This window comes from Bradyrhizobium sp. WSM1253 (genome assembly GCF_000244935.1).
Classification (GTDB): domain Bacteria; phylum Pseudomonadota; class Alphaproteobacteria; order Rhizobiales; family Xanthobacteraceae; genus Bradyrhizobium; species Bradyrhizobium canariense.
In genome coordinates, this window is record NZ_JH600073.1 from 3580597 (window position 1) to 3606868 (window position 26272).

The 26272-nt window shown below is 65.3% G+C and carries 30 protein-coding genes; 13 read left to right on the top strand and 17 right to left on the bottom strand.

All coding sequences use genetic code 11. The annotated features are described in order from the left end of the window. Nucleotides 1–15: 15 nt before the first annotated feature. The 7 genes from BRA1253DRAFT_RS18350 to BRA1253DRAFT_RS18380 form a co-directional block, all read right to left on the bottom strand. Nucleotides 16–642, bottom strand: coding sequence for a hypothetical protein (locus BRA1253DRAFT_RS18350; protein WP_007596731.1), 627 nt, complete (start codon nucleotides 640–642; stop codon nucleotides 16–18). Between the two features lie 67 nt (nucleotides 643–709). Further along, complete coding sequence (locus BRA1253DRAFT_RS18355; protein WP_007596732.1) at nucleotides 710–1543, bottom strand: shikimate dehydrogenase; 834 nt, start codon at nucleotides 1541–1543, stop codon at nucleotides 710–712. Nucleotides 1544–1635: 92 nt separating this feature from the next. Next, nucleotides 1636–3390: a SulP family inorganic anion transporter gene (locus BRA1253DRAFT_RS18360; protein ID WP_007596740.1), complete on the bottom strand. Its 1755-nt coding sequence runs from the start codon at nucleotides 3388–3390 to the stop codon at nucleotides 1636–1638. Nucleotides 3391–3499: 109 nt separating this feature from the next. Next, on the bottom strand, nucleotides 3500–3772 hold the full coding sequence (locus BRA1253DRAFT_RS18365; protein WP_007596742.1) for a helix-turn-helix domain-containing protein: 273 nt from the start codon (nucleotides 3770–3772) through the stop codon (nucleotides 3500–3502). A gap of 286 nt (nucleotides 3773–4058) precedes the next feature. Then, complete coding sequence (locus BRA1253DRAFT_RS18370) at nucleotides 4059–6107, bottom strand: elongation factor G (protein WP_007596743.1); 2049 nt, start codon at nucleotides 6105–6107, stop codon at nucleotides 4059–4061. 152 nt (nucleotides 6108–6259) lie between these two features. Continuing rightward, on the bottom strand, nucleotides 6260–6739 hold the full coding sequence (locus BRA1253DRAFT_RS18375) for a DUF992 domain-containing protein (protein WP_007596744.1): 480 nt from the start codon (nucleotides 6737–6739) through the stop codon (nucleotides 6260–6262). Between the two features lie 426 nt (nucleotides 6740–7165). Further along, nucleotides 7166–8368 carry a pyridoxal phosphate-dependent aminotransferase gene (locus tag BRA1253DRAFT_RS18380; RefSeq protein WP_007596745.1) on the bottom strand — a complete coding sequence of 401 codons (1203 nt, stop codon included), beginning with the start codon at nucleotides 8366–8368 and terminating at the stop codon, nucleotides 7166–7168. A gap of 524 nt (nucleotides 8369–8892) precedes the next feature. Here BRA1253DRAFT_RS18380 and BRA1253DRAFT_RS18385 point away from each other — a divergent pair. From BRA1253DRAFT_RS18385 to BRA1253DRAFT_RS18400, 6 genes are all read left to right on the top strand, one after another. After that, nucleotides 8893–9543: a glutathione S-transferase family protein gene (locus BRA1253DRAFT_RS18385; RefSeq protein WP_007596746.1), complete on the top strand. Its 651-nt coding sequence runs from the start codon at nucleotides 8893–8895 to the stop codon at nucleotides 9541–9543. A gap of 155 nt (nucleotides 9544–9698) precedes the next feature. Next, nucleotides 9699–9875 carry a hypothetical protein gene (locus tag BRA1253DRAFT_RS44510; RefSeq protein ID WP_007596747.1) on the top strand — a complete coding sequence of 59 codons (177 nt, stop codon included), beginning with the start codon at nucleotides 9699–9701 and terminating at the stop codon, nucleotides 9873–9875. 73 nt (nucleotides 9876–9948) lie between these two features. Then, nucleotides 9949–10107, top strand: a complete 159-nt coding sequence (locus tag BRA1253DRAFT_RS42860) for a hypothetical protein (protein ID WP_007596748.1) — start codon at nucleotides 9949–9951, stop codon at nucleotides 10105–10107. Nucleotides 10108–10236: 129 nt separating this feature from the next. Next, nucleotides 10237–11049, top strand: coding sequence for a PAS-domain containing protein (locus BRA1253DRAFT_RS18390; protein ID WP_007596749.1), 813 nt, complete (start codon nucleotides 10237–10239; stop codon nucleotides 11047–11049). 65 nt (nucleotides 11050–11114) lie between these two features. Beyond that, nucleotides 11115–11570: a GNAT family N-acetyltransferase gene (locus tag BRA1253DRAFT_RS18395; RefSeq protein WP_007596758.1), complete on the top strand. Its 456-nt coding sequence runs from the start codon at nucleotides 11115–11117 to the stop codon at nucleotides 11568–11570. Between the two features lie 276 nt (nucleotides 11571–11846). Next, nucleotides 11847–12788, top strand: a complete 942-nt coding sequence (locus BRA1253DRAFT_RS18400; protein ID WP_007596763.1) for an aldo/keto reductase — start codon at nucleotides 11847–11849, stop codon at nucleotides 12786–12788. A gap of 18 nt (nucleotides 12789–12806) precedes the next feature. Here BRA1253DRAFT_RS18400 and BRA1253DRAFT_RS18405 read toward each other — a convergent pair whose 3' ends face one another. The 3 genes from BRA1253DRAFT_RS18405 to BRA1253DRAFT_RS18415 form a co-directional block, all read right to left on the bottom strand. Continuing rightward, nucleotides 12807–13130, bottom strand: coding sequence for an antibiotic biosynthesis monooxygenase (locus BRA1253DRAFT_RS18405; RefSeq protein ID WP_007596764.1), 324 nt, complete (start codon nucleotides 13128–13130; stop codon nucleotides 12807–12809). 78 nt (nucleotides 13131–13208) lie between these two features. Then, nucleotides 13209–14426, bottom strand: a complete 1218-nt coding sequence (locus BRA1253DRAFT_RS18410; RefSeq protein WP_007596765.1) for a DUF1501 domain-containing protein — start codon at nucleotides 14424–14426, stop codon at nucleotides 13209–13211. A 2-nt stretch (nucleotides 14427–14428) separates the two neighbouring features. After that, nucleotides 14429–16018, bottom strand: a complete 1590-nt coding sequence (locus tag BRA1253DRAFT_RS18415) for a DUF1800 family protein (RefSeq protein WP_007596766.1) — start codon at nucleotides 16016–16018, stop codon at nucleotides 14429–14431. A gap of 114 nt (nucleotides 16019–16132) precedes the next feature. Between BRA1253DRAFT_RS18415 and BRA1253DRAFT_RS45290 the strand changes: the two genes are divergently transcribed. Further along, nucleotides 16133–16324 (top strand): cysteine-rich CWC family protein, encoded by a 192-nt coding sequence (locus tag BRA1253DRAFT_RS45290; protein ID WP_007596767.1) that lies wholly within the window; start codon nucleotides 16133–16135, stop codon nucleotides 16322–16324. Nucleotides 16325–16484: 160 nt separating this feature from the next. Here BRA1253DRAFT_RS45290 and BRA1253DRAFT_RS18425 read toward each other — a convergent pair whose 3' ends face one another. The 3 genes from BRA1253DRAFT_RS18425 to BRA1253DRAFT_RS18435 form a co-directional block, all read right to left on the bottom strand. After that, nucleotides 16485–17180, bottom strand: coding sequence for a glutathione S-transferase family protein (locus BRA1253DRAFT_RS18425; RefSeq protein WP_007596768.1), 696 nt, complete (start codon nucleotides 17178–17180; stop codon nucleotides 16485–16487). Nucleotides 17181–17296: 116 nt separating this feature from the next. Then, nucleotides 17297–17527, bottom strand: a complete 231-nt coding sequence (locus BRA1253DRAFT_RS18430) for a hypothetical protein (RefSeq protein ID WP_007596770.1) — start codon at nucleotides 17525–17527, stop codon at nucleotides 17297–17299. Further along, on the bottom strand, nucleotides 17524–18303 hold the full coding sequence (locus BRA1253DRAFT_RS18435) for a sulfite exporter TauE/SafE family protein (protein ID WP_007596772.1): 780 nt from the start codon (nucleotides 18301–18303) through the stop codon (nucleotides 17524–17526). Before BRA1253DRAFT_RS18435 ends, BRA1253DRAFT_RS18430 begins: the two co-directional genes overlap by 4 nt. A gap of 131 nt (nucleotides 18304–18434) precedes the next feature. Between BRA1253DRAFT_RS18435 and BRA1253DRAFT_RS18440 the strand changes: the two genes are divergently transcribed. The 4 genes from BRA1253DRAFT_RS18440 to uvrB all read left to right on the top strand — a co-directional run bounded on the left by BRA1253DRAFT_RS18440 (nucleotide 18435) and on the right by uvrB (nucleotide 23308). Continuing rightward, on the top strand, nucleotides 18435–19352 hold the full coding sequence (locus BRA1253DRAFT_RS18440; protein ID WP_007596774.1) for a LysR substrate-binding domain-containing protein: 918 nt from the start codon (nucleotides 18435–18437) through the stop codon (nucleotides 19350–19352). A gap of 314 nt (nucleotides 19353–19666) precedes the next feature. Continuing rightward, the gene (locus BRA1253DRAFT_RS18445) at nucleotides 19667–19894 is read left to right on the top strand and encodes a hypothetical protein (RefSeq protein ID WP_007596778.1); all 228 of its coding nucleotides are present in this window, start codon (nucleotides 19667–19669) and stop codon (nucleotides 19892–19894) included. 57 nt (nucleotides 19895–19951) lie between these two features. Continuing rightward, on the top strand, nucleotides 19952–20182 hold the full coding sequence (locus BRA1253DRAFT_RS18450) for a hypothetical protein (RefSeq protein WP_007596779.1): 231 nt from the start codon (nucleotides 19952–19954) through the stop codon (nucleotides 20180–20182). Nucleotides 20183–20308: 126 nt separating this feature from the next. Then, a complete protein-coding gene (gene uvrB / locus BRA1253DRAFT_RS18455) occupies nucleotides 20309–23308 on the top strand; it encodes an excinuclease ABC subunit UvrB (protein WP_007596780.1) in 3000 nt (999 codons plus the stop codon). A 68-nt stretch (nucleotides 23309–23376) separates the two neighbouring features. Here the strand turns inward: uvrB and BRA1253DRAFT_RS18460 are convergent, their stop codons facing one another. The 4 genes from BRA1253DRAFT_RS18460 to BRA1253DRAFT_RS18475 all read right to left on the bottom strand — a co-directional run bounded on the left by BRA1253DRAFT_RS18460 (nucleotide 23377) and on the right by BRA1253DRAFT_RS18475 (nucleotide 24766). Then, nucleotides 23377–23742: a hypothetical protein gene (locus BRA1253DRAFT_RS18460; protein WP_007596781.1), complete on the bottom strand. Its 366-nt coding sequence runs from the start codon at nucleotides 23740–23742 to the stop codon at nucleotides 23377–23379. Between the two features lie 7 nt (nucleotides 23743–23749). Then, nucleotides 23750–24136 carry a hypothetical protein gene (locus tag BRA1253DRAFT_RS18465; RefSeq protein WP_007596782.1) on the bottom strand — a complete coding sequence of 129 codons (387 nt, stop codon included), beginning with the start codon at nucleotides 24134–24136 and terminating at the stop codon, nucleotides 23750–23752. 111 nt (nucleotides 24137–24247) lie between these two features. Further along, entirely contained in the window at nucleotides 24248–24427 is a 180-nt protein-coding gene (locus BRA1253DRAFT_RS18470; RefSeq protein ID WP_007596783.1) for a hypothetical protein, read from the bottom strand. A gap of 96 nt (nucleotides 24428–24523) precedes the next feature. Beyond that, on the bottom strand, nucleotides 24524–24766 hold the full coding sequence (locus BRA1253DRAFT_RS18475) for a hypothetical protein (protein WP_007596784.1): 243 nt from the start codon (nucleotides 24764–24766) through the stop codon (nucleotides 24524–24526). A 284-nt stretch (nucleotides 24767–25050) separates the two neighbouring features. Between BRA1253DRAFT_RS18475 and BRA1253DRAFT_RS18480 the strand changes: the two genes are divergently transcribed. Both BRA1253DRAFT_RS18480 and BRA1253DRAFT_RS18485 read left to right on the top strand, forming a co-directional pair. After that, the gene (locus BRA1253DRAFT_RS18480) at nucleotides 25051–25503 is read left to right on the top strand and encodes a nuclear transport factor 2 family protein (RefSeq protein WP_007596785.1); all 453 of its coding nucleotides are present in this window, start codon (nucleotides 25051–25053) and stop codon (nucleotides 25501–25503) included. 213 nt (nucleotides 25504–25716) lie between these two features. Next, nucleotides 25717–26157: a nuclear transport factor 2 family protein gene (locus BRA1253DRAFT_RS18485; protein WP_007596786.1), complete on the top strand. Its 441-nt coding sequence runs from the start codon at nucleotides 25717–25719 to the stop codon at nucleotides 26155–26157. The last annotated feature ends 115 nt before the right edge of the window (nucleotides 26158–26272 follow it).

Sequence of the window (26272 nt, forward strand, 5' to 3'; positions counted from 1 at the left end):
GTTGTTAGTCTCCATTTACATTGGCGGCGTCAGGCCGTCGCGGCCGACGCTGACGCGGTTGGTTTCGAACGAGCCGTCCGGCAGCTGCTTCATGAAGGCGATCACCTTGGCGCCGGCCTTCAGATCGGATTTGTCGCCGGGCACGAAGGTCACCACCGGCGTATTGTCGGCGACGAACACCTTCTTCTCGCCGTCCTTGTACTTGACCAGCAGCGTATGGCCGTCATTGCCGACGACGCTCTCCGACACGGTTGCATTGGTCATGCTGGAGTTGGGCTTGAGGTCATAAGGTCGCGAGCCCTCGCCGGTGCCGCGCATGCTCTCCGGAAACACGTGGACCTCGACCGCGTTCGCGCCACCGTCCGGTCCCGGCACGGTGGTGGCGCCGACGAAGGAGCCGGGCTTGATGTCGGCAAGTGAAATCCTGGTAATGCCCGACACGTTCACGTCGGAGGCGATGTGCAGCTTGACATCCTCGCCGCTGCGCGCCTTGACCTGCATCGTGTCGCCATTGACGCTTTCGATCGTGCCGCGGACGCGCGTCGGCACCGGCGCCCTTTGCGCAAGTGCCGAGAGGGTCGAGACGGCCACCATCGCGACGGCAATGAGCGGACGTGTGAAAGTTGCACGTTGAACAGACATGATGGTCTCCGATTGTCCCTATTGTCCCCTTACGGACATAGAACTCCGGAGGTTACGCGCTATTCTCTCAAGTCTTTGTGAGATCGGCCTCGACCAGCGCACGCAGCTCGGCCGTGACCTGCGGCCGCTGGCCGAACCACAGCTCGAAGCCGCGGACCGCCTGATGCAGCAGCATGCCGAGCCCGTCGGCGGTCTTCAGCCCGCGCGCCTTTGCGGCCGCGAGCAGCGGCGTCGCCAGCGGGACATAGACGAGATCGGCGACCACGGCGCCATCCGGCAGGCGCGCCACGTCAAGGTCGAGTGAAGGCTGGCCGTGCATGCCGAGCGAGGTCGTGTTCACGAGAAGTCTTGCACGCGACAGGATGTCGTCGATCCCGTCCCAGGCAACAGGATGCACCTTCGGCCCGAACTCGCGTGCAAGCATCTCGGCCCGGGCGATGGTGCGATTGGCGAGATGCACGCAGCTGATGCCGCGTTCGAGCAACCCGAACACGATGGCGCGCGAGGAGCCGCCGGCGCCCAGCACCAGCGCCTCTTCGGCTGCGTCCCAGCCGGGCGCGCTGGCATCGAGATTGCCGATAAAGCCCTCGACGTCGGTGTTGGTCGAGCGCAGCTCGCCGTCCGCAAACCACAGCGTGTTGGCCGCACCGACCGCCCGCGCGCGGGCATCGGGCGTCGAGAGCTCGAGCACGCCCTCCTTGTGCGGGATGGTGACGTTGGCGCCGACGAAGCCGCGCAGCGACAGCCGCAGCACGAAGTCGCGCAAATTGTCGGGTGGAACCGCCTCGATGACATAGCCACCCTCGATCCCGAGCGTGCGCAGCCAGTAACGATGGATCAGCGGCGAGCGCGAATGCGCAGCCGGCCATCCGATCAGACAGGCTGCGGGAGCCTTGGTCACGGTCGTCCTCCCCTAGGGTCGTTTCGGAGGCGATCCATTTCGCGTCCCGCAGGCCCTGTCAAGCGCGCGGGCGTCTCGGGAGAGGCTCGACGTCAGGTCGTGCCCGCCTGACCGGCCGCGGGATGCGCCGCACCGCCCTTGATGTCGGCGACCGCACGCGCGATGGTCTCGCGATAGCGGGCGCGTGGCGGCGTGACGCCATGGGTGAGCAGCGCGCGGCGAACCGTTGGCGATGCCCCCGTGATGAACAGCCGGATGCCCTGGCGGTGGGCCTTGGCGGCGACGCGGCCGAGCACGTTGGCCGCGGTCGAATCCAGGAACGGCACCGCGGCGAAATCGACCACGAATCCCTTGCGCTTGTCGGCGATGCCGTCGAGCACGCCGCCGATCGCCGAGGCTGCACCGAAAAAGAATGCGCCGGTGATGCGATAGACCAGCACGTCGCGATCGACCGCGAGGGCGGGGTCGTAGGGCACGCGCCCGCCATTATCGTCGTCGGGACGATCGGCGGCCACCAGCGGCGAACGTTCCTCGATGCCGGTCATTTCCGCCATGCGATGGATGAACAGGACCGCGCCAAGCGCGAAGCCGACCAAAATGCCTTCGGTCAGATCGCGGAAGATGGTGAGCAGGAAGGTTGCGAGCAGCACGACGGCATCGCCCCATGACGAGCGCAGCAGCGTCGCGAATTCGTGCTTCTCTGCCATGGTCCAGGCCACCACGACGAGCACGGCGGCGAGCGCGGCCAGCGGGATGTAGCTCGCGAGCGGCGCTGCGATCAGCATGAACAGCAGCAGGAAGACCGAATGCAGCATGCCCGCCAGCGGCCCCCGCGCGCCGGCGCGGATGTTGGTCGCGGTGCGCGCGATCAGCCCGGTGACGCAGATGCCGCCGAACAGCGCCGCGCCGACATTGGCGGCGCCTTGCGCCACCAGCTCGCAATTGGAGCGGTGACGGCGCCCGGTCATGCCGTCGGCCACCACCGCCGACAGCAGCGATTCGATGGCGGCGAGCAGCGCGAAGGAGATCGCATCCGGCAGCACGGCGGTCGCCTTCGCGAGCGAGAACGCAGGCAAGGCCGGCGAGGGCAGTTCGCGCGGAATGCCGCCGAAGCGCGAGCCGACGGTCTCGACCGGCAGCGACAGCACGGCACATGCGAGCGCCGCGAGCACGACCGCGATCAGGATACCCGGCCAGGACGGCAGCCAGCGTCGCAGGCCCGCGATAATGGCAATGCTGGCGATCGCGACCGCGACGGCCGACGGATTGACGGTGTGCAGGCCCCCGGCGAGCGCGACCAGTTTCGGAACGAACTCGCTCGGCTCCTTCGCGAGGAGCGTGATCCCGCCGAGATCGCGCAGCTGGCTGGCGAAGATGATGACGGCGATGCCGGCCGTGAAGCCGACCGTCACAGGATACGGAATGAACTTGATATAAGTGCCGACCCGCAGGAAGCCCGCAGCGATCAGGAACAGGCCCGCCATCAGCGTGGCCAGGATCACGCCATCAACCCCGTGACGGTCGGCGGTCGCCGCAACCAGCACGATGAAGGCGCCGGCGGGACCGCCGATCTGGAATCGGCTGCCGCCGAGCAGTGAGGCAATGAAGCCGCCGACGACAGCGGTGTAGAGTCCGCGGTCCGGCGTCACGCCCGAGGCGATCGCGATGGCCATCGACAGCGGCAGCGCGACGATCGCGACCGTGAGGCCCGCGAACACATCAGCGCGGAAATCCGCTAGGCCGTAGCCCTCGCGCCATACGGTGACGAGCTTTGGCAAATAGAGTTCGGTAAAGGTCGGCCGACGAAGCTGGTGCAGCTTGCCTGCGTGTTCGCCTGTGATGCTCATTTCAGCAAGATGCTCCGCTGCCCACAACGCTCCGATGCATCGTGCGGCCGCGTATCGGGGCGCGACGGTGCGTTAGTCAAGACTGCTTCCGAGCATGATCATTGCGGGATCATGCTCCCACCCGACGCGGCGGCCCCGGCTCCTTGAGCCGAACGCCGCGTCCGCCGCCTTCGCTGCGCACCTGTTCGCCGATCAGCTCGACGCCGGCCCGATCAAAGGCTTCGACCACCTTCATCAAGGTCTCGACCACGCCGCGGACGTTGCCGGTGCTCGCCTCCATCCGCTGAATGGTCGGCAGCGAAACGCCTGCGAGCTCCGCCAAGGCCCTCTGGTCAATGCCGAGCAGCGCGCGCGCTGCCCGCATCTGGAACGACGTGATCACCTTGGCCTCACGTTTCAGCCTTTATAAGTAATATCTGAAGCATGTACAATGATGTAAAATACATCATTCAAGGCCGTGCGCAAGCACTTTATCGCTCCCGTCTGTCTCCACCGTCATTGCGAGCGCAGCGAAGCAATCCAGGCTGTCCCCGCGGAGGGATTCTGGATTGCTTCGCTGCGCTCGCAATGACGGGGTGGCGAGGCAGCCCCTCACCCCACCCTCTCCCCGTAAAGAACGGGGAGAGGGGGTGAGAGAGCGTGCTCCCCTTACTGCGCGAGAGACAGACTCACGCCGCGTGTTGATGCGCGGCGATGATCTGGTCGGCGGCGCGCCCCGTGACTTCGGCCATGTGGTCGAACTGGCGGGTGAAGCTGCCGGCGCCTGCCGTGGCCGAGCGCAGTTCGACGATCAACTCGCCGATCTCGGCTTCCGGCATCATGGCGCGGACGCAGTCCCATCCGCTCCAGCCGTCGCGGGTGTCGAAGCCGAGGATCTGGCCGCGCCGTGCCGATAGGATCGCGTTGATCTTGGCGGTGGCGTCGGTCGGGCAGACGATCTCGACCACGTGGATCGGCTCCAGCAGCACCGACTGGCATTGCGGCAGGCCCTCGGTGAGCCCGACCCGCGCCGCCGTGCGGAAGGCGAGGTCGGAGGAATCGACGCTGTGATAGGAGCCGTCGGTCAGCGTCACCTGCAAATCGGTGACCGGGAAACCGAGCGGGCCGCGGGCGAGCCCGTCGACGACGCCCTCTTCCACCGCGCCGATGTAGTTGCGCGGCACCGCGCCGCCGACCACCTTCTCGGCGAACTTGAAGCCCTCGCCGCGCGGCAGCGGCCTGATGTCGAGCACGACGTCACCGAACTGGCCATGCCCGCCGGACTGTTTCTTGTGGCGGCCGCGCTGGACGATCGGCTTGCGGATGGTTTCCTGATAGCCGATCGCAGGCGGATGCGAGGCGACCTTGACGCCGAAACGATCGCGCAGCCGCTCGCTCGCGACGCGCAAGTGCATCTCGCCCTGACCCCACAGCACGGTGTCGTGGGTCTGGGCGTTCATCACGAAGACGAGCGAGGGATCCTCCTCGTGCAGCCGCATCAGCGCCTGACCGAGCTTGACGTCGTCCTTGCGGTCGGTGGCCGCAACCGAGATCGCGAGCACCGGCGGAGTGGGCTCGCTGGCGGCAAGCGCTGCCGGCGGGGTCTTGCCGTTCGAAACCGTGTCGCCGGTCTTGATCGGGTCGAGCTTAGCGAGCGCCACCGTGTCGCCGGCTTCCGCCGCGGCACGCTTGGTGTCGTAGGCCCCGGTGACGGCGAGGATGCCGGAGATGCGGCTGACCCCGCCGGAGGAGGATTGCAGCGTAGCACCGTCGTCGAGATGGCCCGCGAGCATCCGCGTCAGCGAGAGCTTGCCGCCGTGCTGCGAATGCAGAGTCTTGAAGACGAAGCCGAGGACGTCTCTGGTCTCGGGAACGCCGAGACGCTTTGCGGTCTCCGCGATACCGGGCGCCTCGTGGCGCAGCGCTTTCATCAAACGCAGCACGCCGTTTTCGCGTGCGGCGGCGCCCAGCAGCACGGGGCAGATCAGCCCGTCGCGCAATTCGCGCGCGAGATCGTCGAACACGGCGTCGCGCGGCGGCTGGATGTCCTCGAGCAGCTGCTCCATCAGCGCATCGTCATGATCGGCGAGCTTCTCCAGCATCGAGAAGCGGGCCTCCTTCTCGCGATCGAGATCGCCGCCTTGGAGCGCGACGACTTCGGAGGCCTTGTGCTCGCGGTAAATGAACGCACGCTCCAGCGCGAGATCGACGAAGCCCTCGATCAGCTCGTCCTTCCAGATCGGGATCTGGCGCAGCACCAGCGGCACGCGCGAGGCGGGCTGGAGTATCTCGAGCGTCTCGCGGATGCGCTTGTTGGCGCGGTCGATCTTGTTGAGGAACAGGAAACGCGGGATCTTCAGTTCTTCCAGCTCGCGCAGAATGATCTGAAGCTGCGGCAGCTTCTTCTCGTCGGCTTCGCAGACCACGATTGCGGCATCGACCGCGGGCAGCGCGGCGCGCATGTCGTGGGCAAATTCGACGGAACCGGGACAATCGAGGAAGGTGTAGCTGTCGCCCATGAAACTCGTGGTGACGGCAGTCAGCCCGACGGTCATCTTGTGATGACGGGCCTCTGGCGCGGCGTCGCCGACGGAGGTTCCGGCGTCGACGCTGCCGGCGCGCGGGATTGCGCCGGTTCGCGCCAGGATGGCTTCGAGAAGTGTGGTTTTACCGCTTTGGAAAGGGCCCACCAGCGCGATGCACCGTGGACCTCGGGGACTTCTGACGTCTTGTCCCATTCGCCGCCTCCTTGGTGTGGAGCTCGGCCCATGATTGGGTCGGCAAACGCCGATGCTCTGCCCGTCCCCGAGATTTGGCAAGCATCAAACGTCGCTGCGGTGCGTCGTTGCCGGAATCGCGTCGGAGCGACGCGATTCGCACACGGGAGTTGTCAACGGCCCGGGTGGAGTTCCAGGCTCTCGAGGCCGGCGGCGACGTTGAGGCCGACCTGGCCCTGCACGCTGAGTGGCTGGAGCGCGATCGAATTATTGGAGCCGCCGACCAGCACGTTGCCGCCGAGGCCGACGCCGACCGATGCGCTGCCCTGCGCACCGGCGTAGGTGCCGGCGAGGTCGCCCGGGCCGAGCCGGTTCACCGGCGCGAACACGCCCCAGGCGAGTGCCGTTTCCTGGGTGATGCCGAGGTCGAGGCCCACCTTGCGGATCGTCGCGACGTAACGGTCGTCCGGCAAACCATCGACGCGCAGCACGCAGCCGAGATTGGTTACCGATCCCACGATGAAGCCTACGCTGGCGCCGCCGCGGCATTCGAGCACGCCCACCTGCACCATCCGGGACTGCGCGCTGGCGCCCACAACGGAGGCAACGAAGCTCGCAACGGCAAGCCCGGCGAGGAGGAGTGAACGGCGCATGAATATCTCCGGCGATGAATGTGATGCGAGCAGAGAGAGCGCCCCACCCGTGATGCGCGATGGTCTATGCCACAATAGTTTTGCGTGTGCCAGATCGAACGCGTCTAAAAGCGAGTTCGCGGAGAGAGCCCCTCACCCCACCCTCTCCCCGTAAGAACGGGGCGAGGGAGTGCACGAGCAGTGTGTCCCTCACTTCATGGGCCCATCGAACTTCAACGGGACGCCGCGAGCGCCCTTAACCTCTCCCTGCTCTTTGCGGGGGGAGGTCGGATCGCTTTGGCGCGCAAGTGCGCGCCAAGCGATCCGGGTGAGGGGCAGGGCACAGCATCGGCCCAAGCAATAGTCCATCCAACTTCACTCATCGAAGCACCCATAAAAAAGGCCCGCGCGAAGCGGGCCTTTCCAATTTGCACTGTCGCGACAGCCTTACCGCAGATTGCCGCAGAAGCGCTGGATGCGCTTGCAGGCGTCTTCGAGGTCGGAGGTCTTGGTCGCGTAGGAGATACGGAACGCGGGGCCGAGGCCGAACGCCGAGCCCTGCACCACGGCGACACCTTCGGTCTCCAGCAGTTCGGTCACGAACGTCTCGTCATTGTCGATCACCTTGCCCGACGGCGCGGTCTTGCCGATGGTGCCGGCGCAGGACGGATAGACGTAGAAGGCGCCCTCGGGCCGCGGGCATTCGATGCCCTTGGCCTGGTTGAGCATGGAGACGACGAGGTCGCGACGCTCCTTGAACACCTTGTTGTTGGCCGGGATGAAGTCCTGCGGACCGTTCAGCGCCTCGACCGCGGCCCATTGCGCAATGGACGACGGGTTCGAGGTCGACTGCGACTGGATCGTCGACATCGCCTTGATCAGCTGCGCCGGACCGCCGGCATAGCCGATGCGCCAGCCGGTCATGCAATAGGCCTTCGACACGCCGTTCACGGTGAGCGTGCGATCGTAGAGTTTCGGCTCGACCTGCGCGACCGTGGTAAACTGGAAATCGTCATAGACGAGATGCTCGTACATGTCGTCGGTCATGACCCAGACGTGAGGATGCTTCACCAGCACGTCGGTGAGCGCCTTCAGCTCGGTCCTGGTGTAGGCAGCTCCCGTCGGATTCGACGGCGAGCACAGGATCACCCATTTGGTCTTCGGCGTGATCGCGCGCTCGAGCGCCTCGGCCTGGAGCTTGAAGCCGGTCGCGGCGGTGCAGACCACCGGCACCGGCTCGCCGCCGGCGAGCGCCACCATCTCGGGATAGCTGACCCAGTACGGTGCGGGGATGATCACCTCGTCGCCCGGATTGATGGTTGCCATCAGCGCGTTGTAGAGCACCTGCTTGCCGCCGGTGCCGACGATGATCTGGTTCGCCTTGTAGACGACGCCGTTCTCGCGCTGAAACTTGGCGATGATGGCTTCCTTCAACTCGGGAATGCCGTCGACCGCGGTGTACTTGGTCTTGCCGGCTTCGATGGCGTGGATCGCGGCCAGCTTGATGTTCGCGGGCGTGTCGAAGTCGGGCTCGCCGGCACCTAAGCCGATGACGTTGCGGCCCGCCGCTTTCAGCGCACGTGCTTTATCCGTGACCGCGATGGTCGCGGACGGCTTCACACGGTCGAGCGCAGCGGCAAGGAAGGACATCGTCATCTCCTGACAAGCGTCGTGAACCCTTTGGCTTCACGACTCCGATTGTGGGAATGAGCCACCCTAAAACGAGTGCCGTTGCGCCGCAAGAAACTTCGGTCCGATCCCGCAAAAGTTTACGTGTCTGGCGCGCATCAAGGCGTGACTTTCCGCAATTTTCCGCAACTTTGCCGGGCAAATCCCACATATCCGACAAGGCGTGTCCTCGGAGCAATTTTGCGCGCTTTCAAGACGCCCATGAAGCTGACGGCAGTCCGGCGCTTGAGAGACCAGCGGCCGAGGCGATCACGACCTTCAACCCTCTCACACAAATGCGCCGACCAATGCGGCCGCATTGACGCAAGCGTGAACTGAGTTGGATGGTCGCACGGAAATGATCTTCCGCCGCATTGCAATGCGGTAGGGTTTTCGAGTTTTTCTATTGGCCGGGTCTTGCGGCGGATTCGCATCGGCATCATTGTTTAGCCGCGTTGCGGGGCAACAAGCGCCGCGCCCTCCCGTCTTCCGGAATCATCCCTAGAATGTACAAGCTCTATTCGATGCAGCGCTCGGGCAACAGCTACAAGGTCCGCCTTGCGCTGGCGCTGCTGAACTTGCCTTACGAAGCGGTCGAGGTGGACATTCTGCGCGGCGAGAGCCGCACCCCGGACTTCCTGGCCAAGAACCCATCCGGTCAGGTGCCGCTGCTCGAGGTCGGCGACGATCGCTATCTCGCCGAGTCCAACGCCATTCTCTGGTATGTCGCCGTCGGCACGCCGCTCGCGCCGGAGAACCGCATCGATCGCGCCGACGCGCTGCAATGGATGTTCTTCGAGCAGCACGCGCTGGAGCCGAACATCGGCGCGGCCTATTTCTGGCTGTCGCTGGTGAGGGGCGGCCGCGACCTCCAGACTCATTCGCTGGAGGACTGGATGGAGCGCGGCTATGGCGCGCTCCAGGTGATGGAGAATCACCTCAAGACCAACGCCTATTTCGCCGCCCGCCAGCTCACGGTCGCCGACATCGCGCTGTACGGCTATACCCACCTCGCCGACCGCTGCGACTTCGACCTCTCGACCTTCCCGGCGATCCGGGACTGGCTGAAGCGCGTGGAAGCGGCCCCCGGCTTCGTCGCAATGGACTGGCGGCCGGCCGACATCGAGGACCCCGCCAGCATCGCCGCCGGCGCCTGAGGGGCGATCGCGCTCTGGCGAATAGCGGGCATAAGGGTCACCATTGCCGCAATCTCGCCATTTTCACCCGATTGGCCGCCGCAATATTGCCGATTGCAACAGTGAAATTGTTCGATGTCGCGGGTGATTCGATCGCGCGTTGAAGGATTTAGACCATGATTCGGGCGTCCGGCACGGCGGGCTTTCAAGGCCAACCCGCAACCGTTTCGTCTTCCCGGCTGACCAACGCGGTCGCGGCCTCGCTCGCCGTCGCCGCGCTCTCGCTGTGCCTGATCGTCACCCTGACGGTGCTGTCGACCAAGGCGACCATGGCGATGGGCCTGCCGGTCTGATTCCCGCTTCATCCTGGACACGCCTTCAAGGCGAAGCGTCGCCCGCGCCGACCGGCATCGCGACAGGATTTCGATGAAATCACCTGTGGTCATCGTTGCAATCACCCTGACCGCGGCCATCCTGGTCGCGGCGTCGCTGTTGATCTTCGTCGGCACGCGCAAGGGCCAGGGGACGTCGACGCTGAATGCGCCCGCGCTGCAACAACGTCTCAAGCACGCGCACTTGGTCTAAAATCATCCGAAAGCTTTGCGCATGAATCAAAGCGCACCTTAAGCACACCGCGCGAAACCGCATCGCACTGGCGCGATAATCAGTCAGTGTTGCCGCCTTACCGCGTTCAGGGAGGAGCGAGACAGGCCCATGCGGTTGGGATGGCGTGCGATCTCCGGTCCGGCGCTGACGGCAGCGACTTTGCTGCTGGCGATGTTTTTCGATCGCTTCGTCCGCACTCCCTCGCCCGCGCCGCTGCTCGTCTGCATCGTGGCGCTCGCCGGCGCGCTCTCGGGTCCCGCTTCCGCCGTCGCCAGCGCAGCCATCGCCGTCATCGGCGCGGCACTGCTGCTCCTCAGCCGACACGGCGTTGCAGGTCTTACCACCGCGGATATGATCCGGCTCGGCGTCCTGGCCGCGACGGCCGCGGGCACCGCAGCCATCACCGGCCTGATGCGCCAGCGGCTGCTCGGCACGTTTGCCGCCGAACGTCGGAGCCACGCCACCGCCGCGCGGCTGTCGGCCGCGCTCGACCAGGTCGATATCGGCATCGTGCTGCTCGATGCCGAGACGCGCGCCGAATTCATCAACCGCGCGTTCCGCGATTATTTTGCGGTGCCGGACGACATCGCCGACGATAAGCCGCCGTTCATCGCGCTGATGTATCATGGCCGCGACACCGGCGCGTTCGAATTGCCCGAGGACGAGCTCGGCACTTTCATCGCACAGCGCATGGAGATGGTGCGGATCGGCGATGCCACGCCGATCGACATCGCCTTGCGCAATGGCGCGGTGTTGCGCTTCGTCTGTGCTGCGCTGCCCGATGGCGGGCGCATGCTGAGCTACACGCCCGTGACCGACCTCGTGCGCCACACCGATGCGCCGTCTCGCGCCGACTACTACCGCTCACTGCGCGATCCCACAGGCCGCAAGCTGATCCGGTATCTGCGCGTCGCGGAGTGATGCGCGATTGATCAGCACGTCCCTCATCACGTATGAAGGACACCTCATCGATCGCGGGAATCCATATGTCGCTCACCATTCGCTCCGTCACGAGGCAGGACTACGAACAATGGCTGCCGTTGTGGGACGGCTACAACGCCTTCTACGGCCGCTCCGGTCCGACCGCGCTCTCGCCCGACATCACGCGCGCGACATGGCAGCGCTTTTTCGATGCCTATGAGCCGGTGCACGGATTGGTCGCCGAGAGCGACGGCCGCCTGCTCGGGATGACGAATTACCTGTTTCACCGCAGCACCACCGCGATCGAGCCGTCCTGCTATTTGCAGGACCTGTTCACGACCGAGGCCGCACGCGGCAAGGGTGTCGGCTCGGCGCTGATCCATGGCGTCTACGAGCGCGCAAAGCTCGTGGGATCGCCGCGCGTGTACTGGCAAACGCACGAGACCAACGTCACGGCGCAGCGCCTGTACGACAAGGTCGCCGAGCGTTCCGGGTTCATCGTCTATCGCAAGATCTTCTGATCCTCGCGATCGCGACGCCTGTGGATAACTCTGCCTGTCACCCGCGCGTAACATAGCGGGACTAGGCTGCAGCTGCGTCTGGTCAGCCCCCCGTCACCGATCAAGCGCCCCAAAGCGGTCCCCGTCAGTCGCCGCGTCTGACAGGGGCCGCATTTTTTTGTCGGCAGTCGTTGTCCGCAGTTCCTTGTCAGCATGGCAGCAACGCGGCGCGCGGCTTGCTGCGGCGGCGTACCGCAGTCACAATAAGCCCCTGCCCATCTCCGACAGGGATCTCCCATGGAAATTCGTAATCTCGGCGCCTCCGGCCTGCGCGTGTCTGCGGTCGGGCTCGGCTGCAACAATTTCGGCCAGCGCACGGATTTGGAGACCTCGCGCAAGGTGATCCATCGCGCGCTCGATCTCGGCATCACGCTGTTCGACACCGCCGACATCTATGCCGGCATGGGCGGTTCGGAAACGGTGCTCGGCACCGTGCTTGGCGACCGCCGCAAGGAGATCGTGCTCGCCACCAAATTTTCCAAGCCGATGGCGACCGACGGAACCAAGCAGGGCGCTTCGCGCCGCTACATCATGAACGCAGTCGAGGCGAGCCTGACGCGGCTCAAGACCGACTACATCGATCTCTATCAGCAGCACGATTACGACCCGCTGACGCCGATGGAGGAGACGCTGCGCGCGCTCGACGATCTCGTCCGTCAGGGCAAGGTGCGCTACATCGGCAATTCCAACTTTCCGGCCTGGCGCATGGCGGAGGCCGAATTCACCGCGCGCGCGATGAATGTCAGCCGCTTCGTCTCCTGCCAGGACGAATACAGCTTGCTGGTGCGCGACATCGAGAAGGACCTGCTGCCGGCCGCACAAGAGTACAAGCTCGGTCTCCTGCCGTTCTTCCCGCTCGCAAGCGGCCTCCTCACCGGCAAGTACCAGCGCGGCGCGGCCGCCCCGACCGATACGCGATTCGGCAAGGTCCCGGCGTTACGCGACCGCTATGTCACGCCGCGCAATGAGGACATCGTCGAGAAGCTCACGGCATTCGCGAAAGCGCGCGGGCACAGCATGCTCGAGCTCGCCTTCTCCTGGCTCGCCGCGCGCCCGCAAGTGTCGAGCGTGATTGCCGGCGCCACCCGCGTCGAGCAGGTCGAGGAGAACGTGAAGGCGATTGCCTGGAAGCTCAGTCCGGAGGAGATGGCGGAGATCGACAAGATCACGCTGGGCTGATCGTTACGGCGTGGCGCGCTACTTGGCGCCGCGCCCCACCGTCTGCATCACCTCGAAGCCCTCGAACTGGGGATGGCCGAGATAGGTCGGCTTGGTATCGCCGGCCCGCGCATGCGCGGCACGAAAAGCATCCGATTTGGTCCAGGCCTCGAACGCCGCATGGTTCGCCCACACCGTGTGCGAGGCGTACAGCGTGTGGTCCTCGAGCTCGGGGCCACGCAGCAGATGAAACTCGACGAAACCCGGCACCTTGTCCAAATGGGTATCGCGCGAAAGCCAGACCTGCTCGAAAGCGGCCTCGGAGCCCTTGGCGACGCGGAAGCGGTTCATGGCGATGTACATGGATGATGGTCTCCTGATGTTCGCTCATCATGTCGTCATTCCGGGACGCGCCGCAAGGCGCGGGCCCGGAATCGCAGTTTAAGCAACCAGCCCCTTCATCGGCCGTGCTCCCGCACTGTCCGGAAACACCGTCTCGGCCAGCACGCGATCGGACAGGCCAAACTGGCCCTGCAGCACGCCTTTGATCACGGAGCGCAGGTCGGTGGTGGGCTTGAGATCGCGGGCCTCGAAGAGATTGGCGGGCTTGAGACCTGGCCAGTCGGCGACGACACGACCGCCCTTCACCGCGCCGCCGGCGAGCAGCGCGATCGTTCCCGTGCCGTGATCGGTGCCGTCGGTGCCGTTGATGCGCGCGGTGCGGCCGAACTCGGTCGCGACCACCACGACGGTGTCGCGCCAGCGTTCCCCTAAGCCGCTTTCGAATTCGGCGAGCGCGCCGTCGAGCCCGCCGAGCAGGAACGCAAGGCGACCGATCGGCCCGCCTTCATTGGCGTGCGTATCCCAGCCATCGAACGCGAGCGCCGCGATGCGCGGGCCGTCGTCCGACGCCATCAGTTTTGCGGCGCCACGCGCGACCTGGCGCATCTGCGCGACCGCATTGCCCGGCTTCGGCTTCATGTCGTCGCCGCTCGCGGCCTTTTCCAGCTGAAGGCCCTGCGACAGCACGGCCGCCAGCGCGGGATCGCGGTGACGATAGAGCTCGACCAGACGCATCGCGGTGTCGTCGTCTGCTTGCGGCAGCGCCACCGGCGCCCAGCCGACGGTCGGCGCATTGCCGCGCAGCACCAGCGGCGTGGTCGGGCCGACGGCAAGAGCACTCGACACCCGCTCGCCGCGCGGCAGCGCCTCCAGCGCGCGGTTGAGCCAGCCGGATTGCACGCGACCCGGGCCGGCATAGCCGCTTTCGAGCACGTCCTGGCCGTCGAAATGCGAACGGTCGCGATAGGGCGTCGCCACCGCGTGGATCACCGCGGCATGCTTGTCGCGATACATGCGTGCGAACTCAGGCATCGACGGATGCAGCGCGAAGAAAGCATCGAGCATGATGGCGGGATGGGCGCCGTCCGCCGTGAGCGCGATCGCCCCGTGCAGGCCGGCATAATCGGGATCGCCGACCGGCGCGACGGTCGAGAGACCATCGAGCGCGCCGCGCAGGATCACCACGATCAGCCTGGGATCGCGGCCGTCAGCCGCGCGTGCGAATTTCGGCAAGTACGCCCAGGCCGCGAACGAGGCGCCGCCGAGCAGGAGGCCGCGGCGCGAGGTGAGGAGCCGGTTCTCGACGCAGTCGATCATCATCATCTCCTCTGCATTTCCGGCGACATCAACAGCAGCGCCAGCGCCTGCTGCCGCGACTCCGCCCGTTCGATGGTGCGCCGCGTTTCGATCGAGGCCGCATCTGCGGCGGCAAATTCCAACAAATCGAGCGGATCGATGTTGGGCCCGAGCCGCGCGCCCATTTGCGCGGCGATGTCGAGGCGGAGCTTGATGCCTTCCGGCGCAGCCCACGCGGCGCTGGTGTCGGCGAAACCATTCGGGCCGGCCGGCGACCACAGCGGCTGGCCCAGCAGATTGAGGTTGTTGAGGTAGGCGCCGGGATCCTCCGGCACGCGCGCGAGCAACCGGCCGCTCGCGATCAGGAAATCATAGGGGCTGCGCATCTTCGTCAGCGGAGCCTTCCACGCCTCGTCGGAATCAACCAGTGCCGTTGCGAGCGCCTTGAGATCCCCGTCGGTCTTGATGAAGACATCACGCAATCGCGCCACCAGCGCCGGCGGCGGATCGTCAGCGACGAAGTGGCGGACGATTTTGGTGGCGATGAAGTTCGCGGTCGAGGGATGGCGTGCGATGTCCGCGAGTGCGGCTTCGCCTTGCGCAAGGCCGGTTGGCTCGTAGCTCTTGCCGAGCAGCATTTGCGACCCGGGCTGGTGCGCATTGACGTTGAACACGAACGAACCGGGCGCTCCCAGCTGTCCCTGCCGGCCGGCGAAGGTCCAGCCGGTGATGATGCGCGCGAGCGAGGTGACGTCGTCCTGCGTGTAGCCGCCGCCGACGCCGAGCGTATGCAGCTCCATGATCTCGCGCGCGAGATTTTCGTTGAGCCCGCGCTTGCGGTTCTGGCCCGCGCGCGAGTCCGGTCCGAGCGATTGCTGGTTGTCGAGGAAGAACAGCATCGCCGGATGCTGCTCCACCGCTTTCAGCATGTCGGCGAAACGCCCGAGCACATGCGGCCTGATCGCCTCGCGCTCGAACGCGCCGGCCCATATTCGCGCCAGCTCGCCCTTGCTGGCGGAGATGCAGAAATGGTTGGACCAGAACACGACCAGACGTTCCGTGAAGCCGCACTCGACCAGGGTCGCGCGCTGCAACCGCGCCAACGCCTCGGCGCGAAAGGTCTTTTGGATGACGTTGAGCGGCTGCGGGGCGGGTTTTGCGGCAGCCGGCGCGGCCGCGTTGGGCTGCATGGTGTCCGGCTTCGCCATATTGTCCGCCGGCTTATTGTCGGTCGGTTTGTTGTCAGTAGGCTTGGCCTCGGCCATCTGGCCGGCGATCTCGGTTGCCGCAGCGTTCAGCGAGAGGTTGCGGCGCAGTCCGGGTTTCTGATCTGCCGGCGCTTGCGGCGGCGCTTCGGTCGGCGCGCCGGCTTTGGCGGCGGCCTCGCGCGCCTGCTTGACCTGATCCTGATAGGCAAACACCGCCTGCCCGAGCTGCGGCGTGGATTGCAGGCCCGGCGCCTCCAGCAGCACAGCGATAGGACGAGCCAGTTCCGCCTTCACAAAACCGCGAGGATCGGAGGCGGCGTTGATGAGATCGCCGGATGCGCCACCGCGAGCGCCGAAGCCGAAACGGTTGAGCGCGACGAGCGCGGCTTGGGAATCGCGGGCCATCGATGTGTCCTTCGCGCGTTGCCAACCGCTTTCCTGATACGTGCGCGAGGCGTAATATACCGCAGGGGGAGATGAACCCGACATGAAAATGACAGCACGGCTTTTGCGCAAATCATGACAAATCCGCAAGACATTCCAGTGCAGGAACCGCGCCGCCTCGCCTGCTCCCGCTGCGGCGCCGAATTCGGCTGCGACCTGTCGGGCACCTGTTGGTGCGCGGAAGAAACGGCGCGGCTGCCGATGCCGGTCAAGGGCGAGGATTGTTTGTGCCGGGCGTGCTTGCGCGAGGCGGCGGAGGCAACGTAATCCTCCGCGTCGTCCTGGCGAAAGCCAGGACCCATTACACCACGGAGTTGTTTGGCGAAGATTCGTCGTTCGGGACGTCTACCGAACGCCGTCGACAGATTCCGCGGTATGGGTCGTGGCTTTCGCCAGGACGACGCTGAGGAGAGACAGCTCGCGACAACTACACCGCGTGCCCCGGCGATCTCCGAGCCATTCCATCAAACCCATCCAGCAGCTTTTCGCGCCAGGCGTAGACCGGGTCGTCCGCTTCCAGCAGCTTGAACGGGCTGGTCACGCGCGCCCACTGAAAACCACCGAACACGATGTAGTCGGCATAGTTCGGTGCGGCGCCGCCGATGAAGGGCTGCTTCTTCAGGGCCTGCCGCATCGGCTCGAGCGATTTGCGGAAGGCGACCACGCCGGCATCGCGGCCCGACATCACCTCTTCCAGACTCTTGCCGAAACGCGCCTCGCGCGACTGGCGGAAATAGGCGGCGTCCACCGCGTCCAGATTCTTCGGAATGTCGGCGATGATCAATGGAAAGATGCCGCCGACGATGGCGATGTCGCCCCAGGCATTGAGCATGCGCGCCATGGCGCGGCCGCCCTCGCCGCCGAACAGCGACGGACGGTCCGGAAAATGATCCTCAAGATAATTCGCGATCGCCCAGGAATCGACCACCGGCTGGTCGTGATGCAGCAGCACGGGAACCTTCTCCGAGCCGTGCGGCGCGATCGCGCTCTTCTCGGTGAAGCGCCAGGGCAGCGTTTCCGCCGAAAGGCCCTTGTGCGCCAGCGCCATCCGCGTGCGCCAGCAGAACGGGCTGAACGGTCGCGAGGGATCGGTGCCGACAAGTTCGAACAGTTTGAACGACATGAAAGTGGTCTCCCGGTATTCCGTCATTGCGATCGAAGCGAAGCAATCCAGGACCGCCGCCGCGGAAACATTCTGGATTGCTTCGCTTGCGCTCGCAATGACGGATGTAGAGAGAGCTAGCGCCCGTTCGTGCGCAGCAGCCTCTCGCCGTCCTCCGTCACCGCGATCACCAGCCCCATTCCGGGCAGCATCTCGCGCGCGACATAGCCGCGGTCGGCGGCGTCTTCCCATATGGTGAGGCGCGGGCACGAGGTCTTCCAGGTCGCGATCACCTCGGCATAGGCGCGCGGCTCGCGCGCAACCCATTCGACGAAGTCTAGCACCAGCGGGTCGGCAGTCTCGCTCATTGCAAACCTCCCTTGTCGAAGGCGGCCAGCACGGGCGTGCGGACCAGCAGCCAACCGCCATAGGCGATGTAGTAGCAGGCGATGGTGGTGATCAGCTTCATCGACCAAGCCACGAATTGCTGGTCGGTCATGGCTTCGAGGATGCGCCGCGCCAGCGTGGTACCGAGCATGGATGCCGCGATCGCGACCCCGGCGAGCACGGGGTCGAGCGTCGCCGCCTGGTCGATGATGCTGCCGAAATAAATCAGCTTGGTGAAATGGCTGACGAGCTGGCACATCGCCTTGGTCGCCACCTTCTCGCGCCGGCCGAAATCGCCGCCGAGGAAGAAGGTGTCGAGCAGCGGCCCCGACACGCCGGTCATCAGCATGAGGCCCATGCAGATCGTGCCGTAGACGGTGCCCTGCCAGAGACGGTCCGGATCCGGCTTGATGTTCGACGGCAGCAGCCGCGCCATGAACGGCGTGATTCCGAGCAGCAGCAGCGCGACCGGCTTGTCCGGCACGTAGCGCGTGAGCGACCACGCCGCAAGCGCGACGGCCGCGCCGACCATATAGTTCGCGACCGGCCGCCAGCGGATATGCGCGCGCCAGAGAAAGGCGCGCCAGCCGTTCGAGGCCATCTGCGTGATCGCATGCAACACCATCGCTGTCGGCAGCGGCATCAGAGCCAGCAGCACGCCGATCAGGATCAGCCCTCCCGCCATCCCGAACAGCCCCGACAGGAACGCCGTGCCGACCATCAGCAATCCAAGGGCAGCGATCATGATGGGCGTCACGCAAAAATCTCCGATTGGCCTTCTCCCCGCTCGCGGCGCGAAGCGAAGGGAAGGGAAACGTGCCCCGCTTGCCCCGTCTACGCAAACTGAGTTATCTTGGCCTGGCATCAGCTTTCCTGAGGGTTGGTCATTTGCGGCGCTTGCTGTTTCTCAACGGCATCAAGGCATTCGAAGCCGCGGCGCGGGCCGGCAGCTTTGCCGCGGCCGGCCTCGAGCTGAGCGTATCGGCGGCCGCAGTCAGCCGCATGGTGCACATCCTGGAAGAGCGGCTCGGCGTCGCGCTGTTCGAGCGCAAGGCCAACAAGCTGCTGCTCACGCAGGCCGGCCGCGCCTATCAGAGCGGGCTGACGCCGATCTTCGACGCGCTCGCAAGCCTCACCGCCCAGGTGACGGCGCCCTCGAGCGTCCGGGTGCTCACCATCGGCATCGGCCATACCTTTGCGATGCGCTGGCTGATCCCGCGCCTGTCGGAGTTTCGCAACGAAGAGCCCGACATCGAGGTGCGCTTCACCACCGGCGGCGCGTCGGTGCCGTTCGGCGAAGACTGGAGCTGCGGCATCCAGCTCGGGACCGGCGACTGGCCCGGGCTGGTCGCCGAGCCGCTGTTCGCCGGCGACCTCACACCGGTCTGCGTTCCCCGCCTCGCTTCCTCGCTGAAGCGCCCGGCTGATCTCAGGGGACCGAGCCTGATCCGCGTTACGCATTCGCCCGAGGACTGGCCGATCTGGCTCAAGGCCGCGAACCTCGCGCGCATCAACGCGCGGGGTCCGGAGTTCCAGTTCTACGGCCAGGCGCTTCAGGCTGCCGCCGACGGGCTCGGCATCGCCATGGGCATCCGGCCCTATATCGATGACGATCTCGCCGCCGGCCGGCTGGTCGCGCCATTCGATCTCTCGGTGCCCAAGGGCATGCGCTGGTATTTGCTCTATCGCAGCTTCCAGACCGAGCAGCGCGACTTTGCCGCGTTCCGCCGCTGGATCATGCGCGCGGCGTCGGAACCGGCCGCCCGTCCCATCCGGCGGACCGGCCGCACCAGCCCGCGGAACTGATCATCCACACGAACAGGTTTGCTGAAGCCGCGCGCCCGGAATGCGGTGCACCTCTCCGCTTGCTTGCGGGGGAGGTCGGCGCGAAACGCCGGGTGAGGGTTCCCTCCACGTTGGGGAATCTCTCTGTGGAAACACCCCCGCCCAACCCTCGCCCGCAAGCGGGAGAGGGAGCGCACCGGGTTTGCGGAACCGAATTCATTGGTCCGCAGACAAAAAAGCCCGCCGCTTGTGAACGGCTTCACATTCTGAAATCCGCAAACGTGGTCCCCTGACCCTCCAACAAGGCGCTCGAACAAAACATTTTGGGGACTGCAATGACGACCCTCTACGACGGCTTTGACATCGAATCCTTCGAAGCTGGCCAGGGGCTGTGGCACGCCCGTATCAGGCGTGCCGATTTCAGCCCGGTTGCCATCGACGGCGTGCTGTTTCCGGCCATGGAAGTCGGCTTCGCCTGGCCCGATCCCGATGCCGCGATTGCCCATGCCAAGCATCACATCGATCGCTTCCGCCGGCGGGCCGACGACAGCGACGACGAATAAGCGAGCGGGACTGCAGGCGACCAAGGAACGGCGCAGGGTCAAAGGGGGCAATCGATCATGTCAGTCATCGAATTCGAAGACACGCCGCGGCCGAGGATTTACACCCGCAATGTGTTGTCCAGCTGCCCGGAATGCGACGGCGATCTCGCCGTGCTCCGCGTGATCGGCGGCCGTGCCGGAAGCGAGTATTGGGCCATGCGCTGCACCGATTGCGGCGGCATCCATCTCGACATCCTCGAGCCGCATCAGGCAGCCGGGGACGATGAGGGACCGTCGCCGGCGGCCTAATCGCGAGATCCGGGATCTCAAGGCCTGCCGTGATCCCAAGGCCTGCTGCCAACCTGCTGTCAGCAGTCTGATCCGGGAAGGGCATTCGCCCTTTATTGCGAGGCGGACTCGCCCCATATTCGGAGCATGGCGAAGAAACCTGCATCCCCCGAAAAATCCGGCAAATCCCCCAAGGCCAAGGCTCCGAACGCGAAGGCGCCAAACTCCAAGGCGTCACGCCCGGACGTGCAGCCGATCGGGCCGGCGCTGGCCGAGTTGCTCAATCCCGCGATCAATCGCGGCGATGCCGGGCTCGGATCGGGCACCGGCCTGCAGCCGCCGCCGGACAATTCGCGCGACCGCCGCTCCGGGGGCGAGGCTGCCGCGCATCGCGCGCGCGCTTCGACGCCGAAGGAGTTTCCGCAGGACACCGCAACGGGCAGCGCGACTCGCGGCTTACCCCTCTCCCCGACCCTTCCCCACAAGGGGGGAGGGAGCAGAGAGGCCGAAGGCCTTGGCGAGGCGCCGCAGGCCAATTACGGAACCGCGGCCACGATCCCGACGCTCGATCCTGAACTGGCGCGTCAACTCGGCCTTCCCACCGAAGAGGACGATGCCGAAGCCCTGGCGCGCCCGCCGCGCAGCAAGATGGAGGCGCTCGGCGTCAAGGCGACCGCCGACGCGCTGGAATCGCTGATCCGCGAGGGCCGGCCGGAGTTCCGTAAGGACGACGGCTCCACCAGGGTGTGGACCCCGCATCGGCCGCCGCGCCCGGAAAAGTCCGAAGGCGGCGTGCGCTTCGAGATCAAGTCGCATTACGAGCCGCGCGGCGACCAGCCGACCGCGATCGCCGAGCTGGTCGAGGGCATCAATCGCAACGACCGCTCGCAGGTGCTGCTCGGCGTCACCGGCTCCGGCAAGACCTACACCATGGCCAAGGTGATCGAGGCGACACAGCGCCCCGCCATCATCCTGGCGCCGAACAAGACGCTCGCCGCCCAGCTCTATGGCGAGTTCAAGAGCTTCTTCCCCGACAACGCGGTCGAGTATTTCGTCAGCTATTACGACTATTACCAACCGGAAGCGTATGTCCCTCGCACGGACACGTACATCGAAAAGGATTCCTCGATCAACGAGCAGATCGACCGCATGCGCCACTCGGCGACGCGCGCGCTGCTCGAACGCGACGACGTCATCATCGTTGCCTCGGTGTCGTGCATCTACGGTATCGGCTCAGTCGAAACCTACACCGCGATGACCTTTGCCCTGAAGAAGGGCGAGCGGATCGACCAGCGCCAGCTGATCGCCGACCTCGTCGCCCTGCAATACAAGCGCACCCAGGCCGATTTTACCCGCGGCGCATTTCGCGTGCGCGGCGACGTCATCGACATCTTCCCGGCGCACTATGAAGACCGCGCCTGGCGGGTGAACCTGTTCGGCGACACCGTCGAGACCATCGAGGAGTTCGACCCGCTCACCGGGCATAAGCAGGACGAGCTCGAATTCATCAAGATCTACGCCAACTCCCACTATGTGACGCCGCGCCCGACGCTGGTGCAGGCGATCAAGTCGATCAAATCCGAATTGAAGATGCGGCTCGACCAGCTCCACGACCAGGGTCGCCTGCTGGAAGCGCAGCGGCTGGAGCAGCGCACCACCTTCGACCTCGAGATGATGGAGGCGACCGGAAGCTGCGCCGGCATCGAGAACTATTCGCGCTATCTCACCGGGCGCCTGCCCGGCGAGCCGCCTCCGACGCTGTTCGAATACGTGCCCGACAACGCGCTGGTGTTCGCCGACGAGAGCCACGTCACCGTGCCCCAGATCGGCGGCATGTTCCGCGGCGACTTCCGCCGCAAGGCGACGCTCGCCGAATATGGTTTCCGGCTGCCCTCCTGCATGGACAACCGCCCGCTGCGCTTCGAGGAATGGGACATGATGCGGCCGCAGACGATCGCGGTCTCGGCCACGCCCAGCGCCTGGGAGATCAACGAGAGCGGCGGCGTGTTCGTCGAGCAGGTGATCCGCCCCACCGGTCTGATTGATCCTCCCGTCAACATCCGCCCGGCCCGCACCCAGGTCGACGACCTCGTCGGCGAGGTCCGCGCCACCGCGCAGGCCGGCTATCGCTCGCTGATCACGGTGCTGACCAAGCGCATGGCGGAGGACCTCACCGAATATCTGCATGAGCAGGGCATTCGCGTCCGCTACATGCACAGCGATATCGACACCATCGAGCGCATCGAGATCATCCGCGATCTGCGCCTCGGCGCGTTCGACGCGCTGGTCGGCATCAATTTGCTGCGCGAAGGCCTCGACATTCCCGAATGCGCGCTGGTTGCGATCCTCGACGCCGACAAGGAAGGTTTTTTGCGCAGTGAGACCTCGCTGATCCAGACCATCGGCCGCGCCGCGCGCAACGTCGACGGCAAGGTGATCCTCTATGCCGACCAGATGACGGGCTCGATGGAGCGCGCCATCGCCGAAACCGACCGCCGCCGCGAGAAGCAGGTCGAGTACAACACGGCGCATGGCATCACGCCGGAGAGCATCAAGAAGTCGATCGGCGACATCATGAACAGCGTCTACGAGCGCGATCATGTGCTGGTCGAGATCGGCGGCCATGACATGACCGACGACGTCATCTCGATCGGCCACAATTTCGAGGCCGTGCTCGGCGATCTCGAAACAAGGATGCGCGAGGCCGCCGCCGATCTGAACTTCGAGGAAGCCGCCCGGCTGCGCGACGAGGTCAAGCGCCTGCGCGCCACCGAACTCGCGGTGGTCGACGATCCCACCGTCAAGCAGCGCACGGTGCAGGGTAAAGCCGGCGCCTATGCGGGCGCGAAGAAATACGGCGACGCCGCTAACCTGCCGGTCAGCGCGCTGAAGAACAAGAGCGCTGCCACGGCACTCAAGGCGAGCGGCAGCAAGGGCTCGCGAATCCACAAGCCGCATCTCGACGAGATGCACGGCCCGGAGTCGTTGCCGTATCGGGGCGACCGCGCGCTGCCCTCAAAACCGTTCGGCGGCGAAAGCCGCATCATCCAGCCGACGGATTCGCGGCAGTCAGGCCCGGAGTTTGGGCCATCGCCGCGGTCGAGCGGAGGGGCGCCGGGGCATAGAGGTGGTTGGAAGAAGAGATAGGGGGCGCGGAGCGCCGGCGCCGCCCATGGTTATTGATGGCGGCATCCGAGAATGATGAGAACGCGCACTCACCCCACGCTCGCCGCGAGCAGCGACAGCAGCAGCACTGAGGCCACCAGCTGCATCGACGTCGCCGGCTTGGCGCGCCAGCGGGCGATCTTCTCGGAGAAGGACAGGCTGGCGTCGAAGAACAGCGGTTCGTAGGCGTTCTTTGCAAATCCCGGGAATGTCGATCCCGCCCAGATGGCGAGACAGCTGTAGAAGATCGACGCCATCGCGATGGTGAGGACGTGACTGCCACCGCGGTCATGTCCCAGGAGCTTCACCATCAGCGACGCCGCGGCGAAGATCGGGAAGCCCTGAAGGATCGTGGTGAGGGCAAAGCCTTCGAGCCAGTTGAGCGGACCGGATTTCGACGCGGTGATGAAGGGCATGATGCGATCACCCCACGCTGGCCGTCACCACCGCCATCACCGACAGCAGCAGCACGATGGTCATGAGCTGGAGCGAGGCGACCGGCTGGGTGCGCCATGCCGTGATCTTCTCAGTGAGCGACAGATGGGCCTCGAAGAACTTCGGCTCGTAGACGGTCTTGAACAAATGCGGGAAGTTCGGCCCCAAGGTCACCGCAAGCAGCGCGTGGGCGAGTGAGGCGATGGCGACGAAGATGGCGACGCCGGGATCGCCGACCAGGTCGTGATTGCCGACCAGCTTGAGCAGGAAAGCCGCGGCGGCGAAGGTCGGGAAGCTCTGCAGCGTCGCAGTCAGCGCGAGGCCTTCAAGCGCGTTGTGCAGGCTGGACTTTCTGACTGTGGCGATGGCGGCCATGGCGCGTCTCCCTGATGACATGGGGAGGACGATAGCCACAGGGGAAGGCGCGCGATGTGAGCTGGCTCACGCCCGTCCGAGAGCCCGGGACGTGAGGCAGCCGGGACCGGCTCAAAGCTGGCGAAAGAAAACGAGATAGATGGCGAGGCCGATCGTCGAGAATGACAGCAGAACGCCGACCCAATTGTACTTGACGCCCGCAGAACGGGAAGCCTTCCCCACGAAAGCGACGACGAAATACAGGAACAGGATTGCGAGGACTAAACCCCACAAGGACTTCCCGACGTCCATCGTTCCCTCGCCTGGTTCAATCCCAGCGTTCGCGAATGGAATTTACCATCGAAGCATGCCGGATAGAAGACGGCGGGAGCACAGTTTTCCGTGCCGTTACAGCTTGCCCTGGCCGTTGACCTGGCTCTGCTGTTGTCGCTGCCTCTCCTGCTCTTGCTGCTCCTTGGCATGGTGGCGGCCGTAGAGGCAGCCGGCGGCGGCGCCGAGGACGCCGTGATGGCCGGCGTAGTGGCCGGCGACGCCGCCGACGACGGCGCCCTTGATGCAGCCCTTGGCGTTGGCGGCGGAGGTCGCGCCAAGCATGAGAAGTGCGGCGGCGATGGCGGCAAGGGATTTCATGGATCGATGTCTCCGAATGCGGTGTCGCAATCTCAACGGGCACGGACCCGTCCCGGTTCCCGTGTTCGCTGCCGCGCGTTGGGCAGCGCGAGCCCATGCAGCCGAAAGCCACGCGAATTCGTGCAGGCGCGCGGTAACTCAACCGGCAGTTGCAGTCATGAACCTGGCATTGCGTTTGCGCGTCAAATCGTCTGCGACATCCCCTGTGGTTTTGCGGATTGCCGGTGTCCGAAGCCGCGCGTTAGCTTTGCGCAAACTCCACACGGCCAATGAGGACGGGCGGAATGACGGTCGAGAAGCTCAATCGCCAGCGCGTGCTGCACCTGCTCGACGCCATCGGGCGCAGCGATCTCGAGGCCGCGCTGTCGTGCTGCACCGACGACGTCGATTTTCTCACCCACGCGCCGATCGACGTGCTGCCGCACATGGGCCCCTGCCACGGCAAGAAGGAGCTCGGCGAATTCTGGCGCACCGTGCAGGAGCGATACGCCGAAATCCGCTACGAGGTGCCGCAGATCGTCGCCGAAGGCGACACGGTCGCGGCCTATCTGCGCGTGTTCTTCAGGAAGCGCAGCCACGACCGCATCATTCAGGTCGACATGGCCATATTCTACACTTTCCGCAACGGCCAGGTGGCGCAGATCCGCGAGATCATCGATTCCTACGACCTGGTGCAGCAGGTGCTGGAACGTGAGATCGGCCCGCTGATCGTGGGCGAGCGGGTGGACGGGGGCTAGCTCTCTCCAAACCGGCCCGGACCGGGAAAATACGGGCTCCTATTGTAAATCTCACACGCCGGGATCAATTGTGCATTGCGAAAACGTGAATTGCGTTTTGGCCGAATTGGCGTATTTTGTTCGTATACAAATGAGTTGAGCGACCCCGCGGCACCATTTCTGTGCGCTGGGGTTGATTTTTGTTTTTGCAAGCCAGCTTCAGGACTGCCCAAAATGACAGAGCACAGCCTCTGGCGTTTCTCGCGCGCATTGCACCGCGCGATCAACGACCGGCATTTCGAGGACATCGAGGCCCTGATCGACGAGGACGTCGAGTGGGCGCTGTACGGCCCGATCGACATGTTTCCGTTCCTCGGCGCGCGCCAGGGCAAGGACGCCGTGCTCGATGTCATCCACCAACTCGCCGACAATTTCCAGGTCCGCCGCTTCGACCGCGAGAGCATCATGCTCGGCGTCGATTCCGCCGCCTCGATGCTGCGCTATTCGCTGACCGCGCTGGATTCCAACAAGCCGATCAGCTTGCGGGTGGCGCAGTTCGCCCAGTTCAAGGCGGGCAAACTCACCAGCATGCGCGTGCTGATCGATACATTCGATCTGGTCGAGCAGGCACTCGGCCGCGCCATTCATCTGCCGAAGATGACCGGCGTCGGCTGAACGGAACACCAACGGGCCCCGCACTTCGGGACCGATGGCTGATGCTCCCCGCGACGCGTCCTGGCCTCCAGCCCCGCCGGATGCAATCGTGGAGAAGCTCGTCATCGGGCGCGCG

Coding starts and splice junctions, on each gene's coding strand:
- BRA1253DRAFT_RS18385 (WP_007596746.1), top strand. CDS start 8,893: ATGTACAAGCTCTATTCGATGCAGCGCTCGGGCAACAGCTACAAGGTC.
- BRA1253DRAFT_RS18475 (WP_007596784.1), bottom strand. CDS start 24,766: ATGAAATCCCTTGCCGCCATCGCCGCCGCACTTCTCATGCTTGGCGCG.
- BRA1253DRAFT_RS18370 (WP_007596743.1), bottom strand. CDS start 6,107: ATGGGACAAGACGTCAGAAGTCCCCGAGGTCCACGGTGCATCGCGCTG.
- BRA1253DRAFT_RS18380 (WP_007596745.1), bottom strand. CDS start 8,368: ATGTCCTTCCTTGCCGCTGCGCTCGACCGTGTGAAGCCGTCCGCGACC.
- BRA1253DRAFT_RS18430 (WP_007596770.1), bottom strand. CDS start 17,527: ATGAGCGAGACTGCCGACCCGCTGGTGCTAGACTTCGTCGAATGGGTT.
- BRA1253DRAFT_RS18445 (WP_007596778.1), top strand. CDS start 19,667: ATGACGACCCTCTACGACGGCTTTGACATCGAATCCTTCGAAGCTGGC.
- uvrB (WP_007596780.1), top strand. CDS start 20,309: ATGGCGAAGAAACCTGCATCCCCCGAAAAATCCGGCAAATCCCCCAAG.
- BRA1253DRAFT_RS18400 (WP_007596763.1), top strand. CDS start 11,847: ATGGAAATTCGTAATCTCGGCGCCTCCGGCCTGCGCGTGTCTGCGGTC.
- BRA1253DRAFT_RS18450 (WP_007596779.1), top strand. CDS start 19,952: ATGTCAGTCATCGAATTCGAAGACACGCCGCGGCCGAGGATTTACACC.
- BRA1253DRAFT_RS18425 (WP_007596768.1), bottom strand. CDS start 17,180: ATGTCGTTCAAACTGTTCGAACTTGTCGGCACCGATCCCTCGCGACCG.
- BRA1253DRAFT_RS18350 (WP_007596731.1), bottom strand. CDS start 642: ATGTCTGTTCAACGTGCAACTTTCACACGTCCGCTCATTGCCGTCGCG.
- BRA1253DRAFT_RS18410 (WP_007596765.1), bottom strand. CDS start 14,426: ATGATCGACTGCGTCGAGAACCGGCTCCTCACCTCGCGCCGCGGCCTC.
- BRA1253DRAFT_RS18375 (WP_007596744.1), bottom strand. CDS start 6,739: ATGCGCCGTTCACTCCTCCTCGCCGGGCTTGCCGTTGCGAGCTTCGTT.
- BRA1253DRAFT_RS18395 (WP_007596758.1), top strand. CDS start 11,115: ATGTCGCTCACCATTCGCTCCGTCACGAGGCAGGACTACGAACAATGG.
- BRA1253DRAFT_RS18485 (WP_007596786.1), top strand. CDS start 25,717: ATGACAGAGCACAGCCTCTGGCGTTTCTCGCGCGCATTGCACCGCGCG.
- BRA1253DRAFT_RS42860 (WP_007596748.1), top strand. CDS start 9,949: ATGAAATCACCTGTGGTCATCGTTGCAATCACCCTGACCGCGGCCATC.
- BRA1253DRAFT_RS18360 (WP_007596740.1), bottom strand. CDS start 3,390: ATGAGCATCACAGGCGAACACGCAGGCAAGCTGCACCAGCTTCGTCGG.
- BRA1253DRAFT_RS45290 (WP_007596767.1), top strand. CDS start 16,133: ATGACAAATCCGCAAGACATTCCAGTGCAGGAACCGCGCCGCCTCGCC.
- BRA1253DRAFT_RS18460 (WP_007596781.1), bottom strand. CDS start 23,742: ATGCCCTTCATCACCGCGTCGAAATCCGGTCCGCTCAACTGGCTCGAA.
- BRA1253DRAFT_RS44510 (WP_007596747.1), top strand. CDS start 9,699: ATGATTCGGGCGTCCGGCACGGCGGGCTTTCAAGGCCAACCCGCAACC.
- BRA1253DRAFT_RS18390 (WP_007596749.1), top strand. CDS start 10,237: ATGCGGTTGGGATGGCGTGCGATCTCCGGTCCGGCGCTGACGGCAGCG.
- BRA1253DRAFT_RS18415 (WP_007596766.1), bottom strand. CDS start 16,018: ATGGCCCGCGATTCCCAAGCCGCGCTCGTCGCGCTCAACCGTTTCGGC.
- BRA1253DRAFT_RS18465 (WP_007596782.1), bottom strand. CDS start 24,136: ATGGCCGCCATCGCCACAGTCAGAAAGTCCAGCCTGCACAACGCGCTT.
- BRA1253DRAFT_RS18470 (WP_007596783.1), bottom strand. CDS start 24,427: ATGGACGTCGGGAAGTCCTTGTGGGGTTTAGTCCTCGCAATCCTGTTC.
- BRA1253DRAFT_RS18480 (WP_007596785.1), top strand. CDS start 25,051: ATGACGGTCGAGAAGCTCAATCGCCAGCGCGTGCTGCACCTGCTCGAC.
- BRA1253DRAFT_RS18405 (WP_007596764.1), bottom strand. CDS start 13,130: ATGTACATCGCCATGAACCGCTTCCGCGTCGCCAAGGGCTCCGAGGCC.